This window comes from Catellatospora sp. NPDC049609 (genome assembly GCF_040675365.1).
Lineage (GTDB): Bacteria > Actinomycetota > Actinomycetes > Mycobacteriales > Micromonosporaceae > Catellatospora.
This window is the reverse complement of sequence record NZ_JBFAOU010000079.1, coordinates 22,662-35,068: the sequence shown is the minus strand read 5'-3', so window position 1 is coordinate 35,068 and position 12,407 is coordinate 22,662. Positions and strand designations below refer to the sequence as shown.

The following is a 12,407-nucleotide window of genomic DNA, read 5'->3' as shown; positions in this document are numbered from 1 at the left end:
TCCTCAGCGCCCTGCCCCCCCGCCCCGCCCGCCCCCCCCGCCCCAAATTTTCTAGACACCCCCCCCCCAAGCGACTTCGAGGGCGCGAGTCTTTCAGAGTTGCCCCAGACCAAACGGGCCCGGCCCACCCGGCCGGGCTGCCCGGCCGGGTGGGTGGGTCAGGACTTGCGGGGCTTCGGGGAGGCGGGTGGTGGTGGTGGGGAGGGCTTGGGTGAGGGGGACTTGCTCGGCTCGGGTTCGGGCGAGCTGCTCGGCGGGGTGGACGGCTCGCACTCGCCCGGCAGGCAGCTCGGGGAGGGCGAGGGCGGCGGCTCGGGTGACGGCGAGGCGCCGTCGCCCTTGTCCGGGTCGCCGAGGTTGCCGTCGGTGCCGTCGGCCAGCTTCTCCGGTTTGAGGTCCATGGCGCGGTGCGCCTCGTTCATGAAGTCCTCCCAGATCTGGCCCGGCAGCTTGGCCCCGGCGATGTTGTCGCCGTTCTTGTCCACGATCGGCTTCTCCTCGCGGACGTTGCCGACCCACACCGCGGCCGCGATCTGCGGGGTGTACCCGACGAACCAGGCGTGCGCGTTCTTGCCCGGGTACCGCTTGTCGCCGTTGGCCTTGCGCTGGCCGTTCTCCCAGGTGCCGGTCTTGCCCGCGGAGTCGCGCCCGGACAGCGCGTGCGCGCCGGGGATCTGCTTCAGCACCGAGGTCACCTCGTCGGCGATCTCCGTGGTGAACGCCTTGCGCGACTCGACCTTCTCGCCCAGCCCCTCCACCGGCTTCCACTCGCCGGTCTGCCGGTCCTTGCGCTCGACGCTCACCACGAAGTGCGGCTTGCGGTACATGCCGTGGGCGGCGAAGGTCGCCGCGCCGGAGGCGTGGTCCAGCACGGTGATCGGATACTGGCCGAAGCCGACCTGGTAGTAGAAGGTGTCGGGGCCGGTCTTGGCCCCGTCCCGGCCGAGGTGCTGGGCCTTGCCGTCGTTGGTCCACATGGTGGTGACGCCCGCCCGCCGGGCCAGGTCGACCACCTTCTCGGGGCCGATGTCCCGGGCGATCTTGAAGAACGGCACGTTGTACGACTTGACCGTCATCAGCTCCAGCGTGCAGTACTTTCCGCAGCTCGCGTCGTTGTCGCGGCCCGAGTTCTGCACGTCGGCCTCGTCGCCGTTCTTCTTGGACAGCGGCGACGAGTCGAAGTGGCTCTTGATGGAGTAGCCGTTCTCCAGCGCCGCCGCCAGCGTGTAGATCTTGAAGGAGGAGGCGGGCGGGTGGCCGCCGAACTCGTCGTCGCCGGTGCCGTTGCTGCCCGCGTAGTCGATGCCGGTGCCGTCGTTGCCGCCGTAGTACGCGATGACCCGGCCGTTGCGCGGGTCGACCGCCACCGCCGCGGCCATCAGGTTCTCCGGCTGCCCGGCGAGCTTGGTGCCCTTGCCGTCGACGACGCCGTCCAGCGTCTCGGTGCAGGTCTCCTTGCCGTCCTTGGTGGTGCAGGCCTTCTTCCACCGGTGCGTCCGGTTGATCTGCTTCTCCAGCGCCGCCTGCGCGCGCGAGTCGATCGAGGTGGTGATCCGGTATCCGCCGCTGCGCCAGTCCGGGATGTTCCAGGCCCGCATCTCGTCGGCCACGTAGTTGATGACGTTGCCGGTGGGCCGGTCCTGGTAGCCCCACTCGCCCGCGTGCTGGCCCGGCTTGTACGGCCGCAGCGACTTCTCCGGGTACTCCGCCGCCGCGCGGTCGGCCGCGCTCAGCCAGCCCATCTCGACCATGTTGTTGAGCACGTAGTTCCAGCGCTCCCTGGCCGCGGTCGGGTTGTGCTGCGGGTCGTAGCCGTCGTGCGCGTCGTTGGGCTCGGGCTGGCGCAGCACCGCGCCCAGCACCGCCGCCTCGGGCACGGTGAGCTTCGCGGCGTCCTTGCCGAAGTACGCCTGCGCCGCCGCGCCGACGCCGTAGGCGCTGCGGCCGAAGTAGACCGTGTTCAGGTAGAAGCCCATGATCTGCGACTTGTTGAACTCCTGCTCCAGCTTGCGGGCCATCACCGCCTCGCGCATCTTGCGCGCGTACGTGATCTCCAGGTCGTCGGCGGCGGCCCGCGCGTACTGCTGGGTGATGGTCGACGCGCCCTGGGTCCCGCCGCCGGTCAGGTTGTTCCACGCGGCGCGGGCGATGCCCCACAGGTCGATGCCGCTGTGCTGGTAGAAGTTCTTGTCCTCGCCCGCGATCAGGGCGTTGCGCACCTGCTCGCCCAGCGTCTCCATGGGCACCACGCTGCGGTTCTCCGCGCCGAGCTTGGCGATCTGCTTGCCGTCGGCGGAGAACACCTCGGTGTTCTCCTTGAGGGCCAGCTCCTCCGGCCGGGGCACCTTGGCGTAGAAGTAGGTGCCCGCGATCAGCCCGGCTCCGCTGAGCATGATCGCCACGCCGATGGCGCCGGCGATCAGCGCCCGGCGGCGACGGCGCTTGTTCCCGGGCGACTTCTCCGCGGCCACGGGTCTCTTCCCGCGCCCCGGCGGGCTTACCGTCGCTCTCCCGGCCGTCGGCGCCGGGGCGACCGGCGGCGCGACGGGGCGCGGCACCCCGGCGCGGCCGAGGGCCGGCTGCCCCGGTGGCATGGGCGGCCGGGCCCGGCCCACCACCGGCTCTTCGTCACCGAAAGTAGTCATGCTTCACTCCGTCCCGTCAGGATGTACGAGTGCGGCCAGGAGCTACCGTCTTCGCAGGCTAGCTATACCCCGCATGCCCCGGCGGTCCCGACTACTTTCGGTTGTCGCAGCGTGACTTCGACCTCGACCGGCACCGGAACGCCGCGGGGGCGCCGCCCTGTGGACGTCGCCCCCGGTGGGACACCCTGCCCCGCCGCCCGGCCCGCGACCGCACGTGACGGCCGCATCACCGATCGGCGGAGGAGATTACGGACGATCGGCCGATCATCGACCGGCCCGTTCAGGGGATCGGGTGAGAATTACCACCGAGCCCCGGCCATGATCGATACGCCGCCGGCTAGGCGACGAAGTTGTTCTGGACGAAGACGACGACCATCGCACCCTGCAGGGCGAGCATGGCGGTGGTGTAGAAGCGGTCGAAATGGGCGTTGCGGCCCATCCTGGCCAGCACCATGAACGCCACCGTGCACTCCAGCGCGTAGCGCCAGGTGGAGCTGATCGGGTAGTGGGTGTGGATCGGGTTCGACAGCGGCATCAGGATGATGATCGCCGCGAAGATCGCCAGGTACGCGTGGTCGGCGCCGAGCTTCCACGGCCCCACCAGGGACAGCACCACCAGCGCCAGCACCACCAGGGCCGTGGTGAGGTTGGCGAGGTTGCGCAGCGCGTCCGGGTGGTAGATCGACTCGCTGCCGCTGATCAGGTCGACCACGTCGCCGATCACCAGCCACGGCGCGGTGAACCCGGAGCGGAACCAGGCCTTCTGCGATTCCAGGAAGTGCAGGGCGTCGCCGAAGGTCAGGTAGCAGAAGACCATGTACGCGGCCAGCCCGGCCGGGACCAGCACCACCGCGCACGCGTCGCGGTCGAACAGCCGCGCCGTCTCGCGCCCCAGCCGGCCCTCGCGCGCCGCGTCGCGCAGCCGGCGCACGGAGAACCCGTGCTGGCGCAGGTACTCGTAGACGAAGGCCGCGCCGAGCATGACCCCGGCCATCCGGGTGGCGCTGGCGTACCCGGCGAACATCGCCGCCCACCACCAGCGGCCCTTGCGCATGCTGTAGAGCGAGGCCAGCGCCAGCGCCACGAACAGCGACTCGTTGTACGCCGCGACCAGGTAGAAGCCGGTCGGGAAGGCCAGCAGGTAGACCGTGGTGCGCCGGGCGTCCTCGGCGCCGATCATCTCGGTGGCCAGCCGGTGCACCAGGATGAGCGCGACCAGGCAGGCCAGCGCTCCCACGATCAGGCCCGCCTCGAAGGTGCCGCCGGGCAGGACCGCGTTGGCCGCCCGCACGGTCATCGGGTAGAGCGGGAAGAACGCGGTGCTGCGCGTGTCGTACTGGTAGCCCGAGTCCGCGATGATCACGTACCAGACCGTGTCCCAGTGGTTCCACGACGAGGCGAGCTGCCCGAACGTGGTCGGCACCGGGCCGGCCTTGCTGTCCAGCCCCTCGGTCGGCATCCACGCGACGGCGGTGACGAGGAAGTACGCCAGGATGCCGCTCGCCCAGACCACGAACCCGGTGACCACCGACGGGCGCCAGCGCTGCCACACCGCCCGGGTGTCCGCCGCACCGGCCTCCGGCGAGGCGGCGCCGACCGGCGAATCGGGCGAGCTGGGCGTGTCGTCGAGGGTGGCGTCCTCGGGTGCCCCCGCCGGGCGGCGGCGCACCGGGACGAGCCCTGGTCCGGGGGAGTCAGACATAGGCAGGAATATAACCACCCGCGACGGGGATCACGCAGTCCCGCGCGCGGTGTCACCGGTGGCTGGGACCGGGTACGGTTGTCCACCATGTCCGCCTTCACCCCCGGTTTGAAGCTTCACGACCGCTACCTGCTCGACCGCCGCATCGGCAGCGGCGGCATGGCGGAGGTCTGGCAGGCCCACGACCTCGTGCTCGGCCGCCCGGTCGCGGTGAAGGTGCTGGCCGGCCCGATGGCCGCCGACCCGGCCCTGCGGGCGGGCGCGCTGCGCGAGGCGCGCTCGGCGGCCCAGCTGACCCATCCGCACATCACCGCCGTGCACGACTTCGGCGAGGTCGCCTTCCCCGACGGCCACGTCGAGCCGTACCTGGTGATGGAGCTGCTCACCGGCGAGTCGCTGGCCGACCGGATGGCCCGCGGCCCGATGCCGTGGGCGCAGGCGGCCGTCGTCGGCGCCCAGGTCGCCTCGGCGCTGGCCGCCGCGCACGCCCGGGACGTGGTGCACCGCGACATCAAGCCGGGCAACATCATGCTCACCCCGACCGGCGCGAAGGTGCTCGACTTCGGCATCTCCGCGATGACCGGCCTGCCCGACGCCACCGGCGCGCTGATCATCGGCACCCCGGCGTACGCCGCCCCGGAGCGGATCAGCCAGAAGGCCGCCGACCCGGCCGCCGACGTGTACGGCCTCGGCCTGCTGCTGATCGAGATGGTCACCGGGCAGCGCCACCACGGCATCGACAGCTGGGAGCAGTTCGCGTCCGCCCACGCCCGGCCCCGGACGGTGCCGCCGCTGCCCGGCGTGCCGGCCGCCGTGGTCGCCCTGATCGCGGCCGCGGTGGACCCGGTGCCCGCGCGGCGGCCGCGCGCCGCCGACCTCGCCCACGCGCTCGGCGGCCTGTCGGTCCCCTCATCCCCGGCCGGGCCGCCCACCGCCGCGATGCCGAACCCCACCCTGCTCGCCCCGACCGGCGGCGCGATCGCGGGCGCCGCGCGGGTGCCCGCCCCGGCCACCCGCGTGCAGCCCGTGCCGAAGGCGCCGCCCGCCCGCCCCGCCCGGCCGCGCCGCGGCCGCACCCCGGTCGCGGCAATCGCCCTGGTGATGGCGATCATCCTGGTCAGCGGTGTGCTGCTCATCATGTCGGCGCTGCGCGAGACCCCGAACGTGGCCGACGCCGCGCCCACCCCGACCCGGCCGGCGCGGACCACTGCCGCGGCCAAGCCCAGCCCCAGCCGCCAACCGTCGGCGCTGGAGTCGATCCAGCAGGCGCTGGAGCTGCTCGACCAGCTCAACCGGGCGGTGAACGAGCTGCGCCAGGCCGACCAGTTCACCCAGCGGCAGGCCAACGACGTGCGCAAGGCGATCGCCGCCATCTCCCCCAAGATGCTGACCGGCAAGTGGGAGGACGTCCGCAAGCGCACCGAGGATCTGCAGGAGAAGGTCGAGGAGTGGACCCGCGAGGACCAGGTGCCGAAGGAGGCCGTCGAGGAGCTGGACAAGCTGCTCGACAAGCTCATCGAGTTCGCCGAGCAGCGCGGCTGAGGCTCAGCGGGGCAGCGCCCGCTGCAGCTCCGCGCGCAGCGCCGGGGTGAGGATCTCGCCGGTCTGCTTGGCCAGGCGCGCCATCTCGAAGCCCACCACGCCCAGGTCGGCGTCGTTGTCGGCGATCACGGCCAGCACCGAGCCGTCCCGGACGGCCATGGTGAGGAAGTAGCCGCGGGCCATCTCGATCACCGTCTGGCGCACCTCGTCACCGTCCGACAGCTGCGCGACGCAGCCCGCGATGCCGAGCAGGCCGGAGGTGACCGCGGAGAGCTGGTCGGCGGTGGCCCGGTCGAGGTTCGCCGAGACGGCGACCACGAGGCCGTCGGAGGACGCGACCACCGCGTGGCGCGCGCCCGGCACCCGGTCGGCGAACCCGGCGACCAGCCAGTTGAGGTCCTGGGCCGGTTTGCTGAGCGTGGCAGTGGTCATGCTTCCCCCTTGAGGTCGTCCGGTTCCGGCGGCGGCGCCGTTGCGCCGTCTCCGGCCTGCCCGCGTCGTACACCCTCGTAGAGGCGGGTCAGGGTGGCGGCCGTGGCCGCCGGATCAGGCTCGCGCCGGCGCTGCGGTGCGCGCGGCGGCTCGACGGTGGGCGGCGCGGGCCGGGCCCGGCCGCCGGCGGGCTCGACCAGCAGCGCCGCGGGCAGCACCGCCGCCGCGCGCGTCCCGCCCCCGGCGACCGAGGACAGGCTCACCCGCAGACCGTGCCGGGCGGCGAGATGGCTCACCACCACCAGGCCCATCCGCTCGCTGTTGGCCACGTCGACCTCGGCCGGCACCGCGAGCAGCGCGTTCGCCTCGGCCAGGGCCCGCTCGCCGAGGCCGATGCCCTCGTCCACGATCTCGACCAGGGCGCCGCCGTCCACGGCGTGAGCGCCGACCCGCACCGCGGTGTGCGGCGCGGAGAACGCGGTGGCGTTGTCCAGCAGCTCGGCCAGCAGGTGGCCGATGTCGGCCGCGGCGTGACCGGCGATGTGCAGCGACTCGTCGACGTCGGCGCGCACGCGCTCGTACTGCTCGATCTCGGAGAGCGCGGCCAGCGCGAGTGCCGCGAGCGGCACCCCCTCGCGCCACCGGCGGCGCGGCTCGGCACCGGCCAGGACCAGCAGGTTCTCGTCGTTGCGGCGCAGCCGGGCGGCCAGGTGGTCCAGCTTGAACAGGGCCGACAGCCGGTCCGGGTCGCGCTCGTCGCGCTCCATCTCATCGAGCAGCCGCAGCTGCCGCTCGACCAGGATCTGGCTGCGGCGGGCGAGGTTGGTGAAGATCCCGTTGACGGCGTGCCGGGAGCGGGCCTGGCGGGCCGCGAGCGCGACGGCGGTGCGCCGCACCTCGTCGAGCGCCGCCGCGGCCTGGCCCAGCTCGTCCCGGGCGGGACCGGCAGGGGCGTCGCCGACCTGGGCGGCGGTGTCGCCGGCTTCGGCGGGGGTGTCGGCGGGCGGCTCGTCCTGCCCGGACCGCACCCGGTCGAACGTCGCGGGCAGCTCCGCGGTCAGCGCCAGCGCCCGCCCGCGCAGCTCGCGCAGCGAGGTCAGCAGGCTGCGTCCGATCACGACGGAGACGGCCACCGCGCCCACGAAAGCCAGCACCACCAGGAACGACGTCGTCACCACGCGTCCCCACGCCTGCTCGGCGGCCGCGGAGCCCCCGGCGAGCCGTTCGGCGGCCGTGGCGTCGGCGACGGCCTGGTACACCAGCACGGCGGAGGTCGCGGCGAGGGCTGTCAGCGGTGCGGCGACGGCGGCTCCGAGGCGGGTCGCCACCCGCCACTCGCGCGCTCCCGTCGCCACCGGTCCTCCTCCAGCCACCCATGTGGTGACTCGCGGTATGTTACCCGTCACGCACCGAAAAGTGGATAGGCAAGCGCGAATGAGACGGCCGCCACCGGTGACTCATCCTGCCGGACCTGCCCGAACGGCGGAGGCCGGAGTGGTTTCTGGACAGTCGTCCGCGGCGCCGGTACGGTCTGCGTCATGACCTTCACCCGCGACCAGTGGTGGCGCGCCAGACCGGCGGCCATCGACACGCGCGGGTAGGCATACCCACACCGCGGCCGCCTCGTCGAGGCGGCCCCTGCTTCACCTGTCGCCCGGCGCACGGCCATCCGAACCGGGAGACCACCGATGAACCTGCTCCACGACCTGCTCGGCGCGCCCGATCCCGGGCCGTTCGCGCTGCTGCGCCGCGACGGCTCCGAGCATCTCGAGGTGCTGCGCGGCCCGCTGTCCACCGTGGCACGGCTGGCCGACATCCCGCTGCCCGAGCAGGCCGCCGGCGACGAGGCCGGCCCCCGCACGCTCGCGCTGGTGCCCTACCGCCAGCTCGCCGAGCGCGGCTTCGCGTGTATCGACGACGGCACCCCGCTGGCCTGCCTCAGCGTCGAGGCGTACGACCGCATCCCGCTGGACGAGGCCGTCGCCGCGCTGCCCGACGTCGTGCCGGACGTGACCGACCTCGGCTTCGACATCGACGACGCGGCCTACCGGGAGCTGGTCGGCGCGGTGCTGCGCGACGAGATCGGCCACGGCGCGGGCTCCAACTTCGTCATCCACCGCACCGCCCGCGCCCGCACCGACGCCGACCCGCGCCTGCTGGCCGGGGCCGCGCTGCGCCGCCTGATCACCGGCGAGCGCGGGGTGTACTGGTCGTTCCTGGTGCACGTGCCCGGCGGGCGCACCCTGGTCGGCGCGTCGCCCGAGCGCCACGTCAGCGTCGACGACGGCCTGGTCATGATGAACCCGATCTCCGGCACCCTGCGCCACCGCGACCTCGCCCCCGGCCCGGACGGGCGCGAGACGCTGCTGCGCTTCCTCAGCGACCGCAAGGAGGTCAACGAGCTGTCCATGGTGCTGGACGAGGAGCTCAAGATGATGGCCGTGGTCGCCCGGCGCGGCGGCCAGGTGCTCGGCCCCTACCTCAAGCACATGACGCACCTGACGCACACCGAGTACCTGCTGGCCGGGCGCACCGAGCTGGACGTACGCGAGGTGCTGCGGGAGACCATGTTCGCCCCGACGCTGACCGGCAGCCCCATCGAGAACGCCGCCCGGGTCATCGCCCGCTACGAGACGAGCGGGCGCGCGTACTACGGCGGCGTGCTGGCGCTGCTCGGCCGCGACGCCGACGGTGGGCAGACCCTCGACGCGCCGATCCTGTTCCGCTGCGCCGACATCGCCCCCGACGGCGGGATCGCGGTCAAGGCGGGCGCGACACTGGTGCGCGACTCCACCCCGGACGGCGAGGTCGCCGAAACCCACGCCAAGGCCGGCGGCGTGCTCACCGCCCTGGGCCTGCGCACCGCGCCCGTGGCCGATGGCGGCGCCGACATCGGCACCCTGGCCGGCGACCCGGCGGTACGCACGACGCTGCTGGCCCGCAACGACCGGCTGTCGAAGTTCTGGCTGGCCGAGCGCGCGCCCGAGCCGCAGACCGGCCCGCTGGTCGGGCGCACCGCGCTGATCGTCGACGCGGAGGACACCTTCACCGGCATGCTCGGCCACGTGCTGCGCTCGCTCGGCATGCGGGTCACCGTCCAGCCGACCACCGCGATCGGCCCGCTCAGCTCGTACGACCTGGTGGTGGCGGGGCCGGGGCCGGGCGACCCGGCCGACGAGACCGACCCGCGGGTCGCCGCGCTGGGCCGGGTGGTCGAGGAACGGCTGTCGCGCCGCGCGCCGCTGCTCGGCGTGTGCCTGGGCCACCAGGTGCTCAGCCGCCGGCTGGGCCTGCCCATGCACCGGCGCGACGTGCCCTACCAGGGCCTGCCCTGCGACGTCGACCTGTTCGGCACGACGCACCGGGTGGGCTTCTACTCCACCTTCACCGCGGTCGCACCCGGCCCGCTGCTGGCCACCGCGTACGGCGACGTGGAGGTCTCCCGCGAGGAGGGCACCGGGTTCGTGCACGCGCTGCGCGGGCCGGGCTTCGCGGGCGTGCAGTTCCACCCGGAGTCGGTGCTCACCGAGCACGGCCCGCAGCTGCTCACCGACCTGATCGCCCGGACCCTGGCCCCGGCCGCGGCAGGCAGCCCGGTGTCCTGACCGGAGTTATCCACAGCTCGTGCGAGGGGCGTTGTGCCGCCCCTCGCACGGTGCCACCCTCGTCGGCATGACGCAGCTCGCGGGCGAGCCGGCCCGGACCCTGGCGCTCGCGGCGTGCCTGGAGGCACTCGGCGCGGACCTGCACCGGACCGGCCCGCCGCCGCCCGGCCACGCCACCGGTGTGGACGCGCGGGTCGCCGACACGCACGGCGCGGCGGCCCGGGAGGCGTCCGGTGCGATCGCACGCCTGGCGGACCGCCTGCTCGACGATGCCGACCGGCTCTACCTGGTCACCGCCCGGCACCGGCACGCCGACGACCGGGCCGCAGCGGGCCTGACCGCCGTCCGCCCCCTGGGATCCGCGGATGCGACCGGACAGGCCGGTCCGGTGCCCGGGTGGGAATCAGTGGGCGGTTGGCCAGCCGGTCCGGTGCCCGGGCCGGAACTCGCGCGCGGGCGGGCCGAGCGGGGTGCGCCATGAGGACCCTGCCCTCGGCCTCGCGGGGTCCGCGACCGTCCGGCCCGGGAGCCGGTGACGCCGCTCCCGGAGCAGTACTGCTGGCGACGCCTCCGGTGTGGACGCCGGCGGTGTTGGCCGCGCCGCTGCTGGCCGCGGCCCGGCAGTGGCGCGCCTGTGCCGACACGGCCGGCGACACCGCCGTCGAGCTGGCCACGGCCACCGCCGAGCGGGCCGGGTGGAGCGGCGCCGACGCCGACGCGTACGACGCCCGTCGCGCCCTGCTGGCCGCCGACGCCGCAGCGGCGCGGGACCTTGCCACGCGCGCCGCACGGGCGCTGGAGGCGCTGGCCGGGCGCACCGAGGCGGTGCAGCGGCACCTTGACGAGTCGCTGGCCCGGCTCGCGGCGGCCGTGCCGCACCAGGGCGGGCCGGAGCGGATGCTGTTCGCGGTGACCGGCCCCGCGCAGGCGCGCCGCGTGCACGCCGCCGTCGCCGAGGCCGCCGACCTGCGCGGTGACCTCGACACCGCCACCCGCGACGCCGAGACCGAGCTGGCAGCCGTCGCCGCGGGCTGGCACGCGCTGGCCGCTCGCCTGCCGCCCATGCCCGCGCTGCCCGAACCCGAGCCCTCCGGCACCGCGACCGTCGTCACCACCGGCACGTCGACCACCACCGACGGCACGGAGTTCGCCGACGGCTCGACCACCGACGTCGCCGGACCGTTCCGCGCCCGCGCCGGTTCGCCGGACGGGTTGACGCTGGTGAACACCGGCGCGGGCGACGACACGGTGCGGGTCACCATCGACGCGGCGGGCCGGACCCTGGTGCTGGTCGACGACGCGCAGGTGGCGGCGGTCGCCTCCGGCCGCCTGGTCGTACGCACCGGCGGCGGGCGCGACACGGTCGAGGTCGACCCCGCGGTGGGCGTCCCGGTGACCGTGCTGGCCGGGGCCGGGGACGACCGGGTCACCGGCGGCGACCTGCTGCACGGCGCGGGCGGCCGGGACGCGCTGCTCGGCCGCGACGGCGACGACCTGCTGCTGGGCGGCGCCGACCGGGACTACCTGGACGGCGGCGCGGGCGGCGACGTGCTCGACGGCGGCGACGGCGACGACACCGCGTACGGGCTGGGCGGGGCGGACCTGCTGCGCGGCGGGGACGGCCGCGACCACCTGTCCGGCGGCCGGGACGGCGACGTGCTCCTCGGCGGGGACGGTGACGACACGCTGACCGGCGGTGCGGGCGGCGACCTGCTCGACGGCTCCACCGGCACCGACCGCGCCTACCACGACGCGTCCGACGACGCCGCCGGCGCCGAGATCGCGCACCTCGCGCCCGCGTCGGCGCCCGGCGGCGCGCTGCGGATCGAGGGCTCGCCGGACTTCGTCGCGCGCGTCGAGTCCGATCTGGATCTGCTGCGCGCCTCGCCGACCGGGCGGCGCCTGCTCGCCGAGCTCGACGCGGAGCTGGCCACCGGGGACGGCTGGCTGCCCGGCGACGGCCCGGACTCGCTCACCGTCCGGGAGCTGCCCGCGGGCACCGCCAACGGGCATGCCGGACCGGACGGCGACGACGACCGGTACGCGATCGACTACGAGCCCGGCTTCGACGCGCTGGCCGGTGACGCGCCGCCGGTCGTGGTGCTCCACCACGAGCTGGGTCACGCCTGGGACCACCTGACCGGCACCGGCATCGCGGGGGCGTACGCGGGCGACGACGTGATGTGGGACGGCCGGTCGTGGGTGGCGGTGCCCACCGCGGAACGGGTCGTGACCGGCCTACCGGTCGACGATGACGGGGATCCGACAACGCCGGAACGGCTCGACCCGCGCCACCCGTACGCCCTGACGGAGAATGCGCTCCGCGATGAGCTGGGCGTTGTCGCGCGTGATCGTTACGGCACGCCCGCGCGCCCTGAGTGACGCGTCCGGCACCGTCTGCTATGGAGGTCCGGCCGATTGCATCCGGACACCCATGTTTGACACAGTGTGCGCGCGTTGATCGCAACGCACGCAGATGTG

Annotated in this window: 8 protein-coding genes; 4 read left to right on the top strand and 4 right to left on the bottom strand. The window is 74.3% G+C overall.

Annotation, left to right across the window (positions count from 1 at the left end; all coding sequences use genetic code 11):
• Positions 1-158: 158 nt before the first annotated feature.
• The gene (locus tag AB0J67_RS22020; RefSeq protein WP_363485274.1) at positions 159-2,471 is read right to left on the bottom strand and encodes a transglycosylase domain-containing protein; all 2,313 of its coding nucleotides are present in this window, start codon (positions 2,469-2,471) and stop codon (positions 159-161) included.
• 511 nt (positions 2,472-2,982) lie between these two features.
• On the bottom strand, positions 2,983-4,347 hold the full coding sequence (locus AB0J67_RS22015; RefSeq protein ID WP_363485273.1) for a mannosyltransferase family protein: 1,365 nt from the start codon (positions 4,345-4,347) through the stop codon (positions 2,983-2,985).
• A gap of 87 nt (positions 4,348-4,434) precedes the next feature.
• Between AB0J67_RS22015 and AB0J67_RS22010 the strand changes: the two genes are divergently transcribed.
• Positions 4,435-5,889, top strand: a complete 1,455-nt coding sequence (locus AB0J67_RS22010) for a protein kinase (RefSeq protein ID WP_363485272.1) — start codon at positions 4,435-4,437, stop codon at positions 5,887-5,889.
• A 3-nt stretch (positions 5,890-5,892) separates the two neighbouring features.
• Here the strand turns inward: AB0J67_RS22010 and AB0J67_RS22005 are convergent, their stop codons facing one another.
• Entirely contained in the window at positions 5,893-6,321 is a 429-nt protein-coding gene (locus AB0J67_RS22005; RefSeq protein WP_363485271.1) for a roadblock/LC7 domain-containing protein, read from the bottom strand.
• A complete protein-coding gene (locus AB0J67_RS22000) occupies positions 6,318-7,676 on the bottom strand; it encodes an ATP-binding protein (RefSeq protein ID WP_363485270.1) in 1,359 nt (452 codons plus the stop codon). The genes AB0J67_RS22005 and AB0J67_RS22000 overlap by 4 nt, the downstream gene beginning before the upstream one ends.
• Positions 7,677-8,009: 333 nt before the next feature.
• Between AB0J67_RS22000 and AB0J67_RS21995 the strand changes: the two genes are divergently transcribed.
• The 3 genes from AB0J67_RS21995 (at position 8,010) to AB0J67_RS21985 (ending at position 12,308) form a co-directional block, all read left to right on the top strand.
• Entirely contained in the window at positions 8,010-9,926 is a 1,917-nt protein-coding gene (locus AB0J67_RS21995; RefSeq protein WP_363485269.1) for an anthranilate synthase family protein, read from the top strand.
• 67 nt (positions 9,927-9,993) lie between these two features.
• Positions 9,994-10,407, top strand: a complete 414-nt coding sequence (locus AB0J67_RS21990) for a hypothetical protein (protein ID WP_363485268.1) — start codon at positions 9,994-9,996, stop codon at positions 10,405-10,407.
• Positions 10,404-12,308, top strand: coding sequence for a M91 family zinc metallopeptidase (locus AB0J67_RS21985; protein ID WP_363485267.1), 1,905 nt, complete (start codon positions 10,404-10,406; stop codon positions 12,306-12,308). The genes AB0J67_RS21990 and AB0J67_RS21985 overlap by 4 nt, the downstream gene beginning before the upstream one ends.
• The last annotated feature ends 99 nt before the right edge of the window (positions 12,309-12,407 follow it).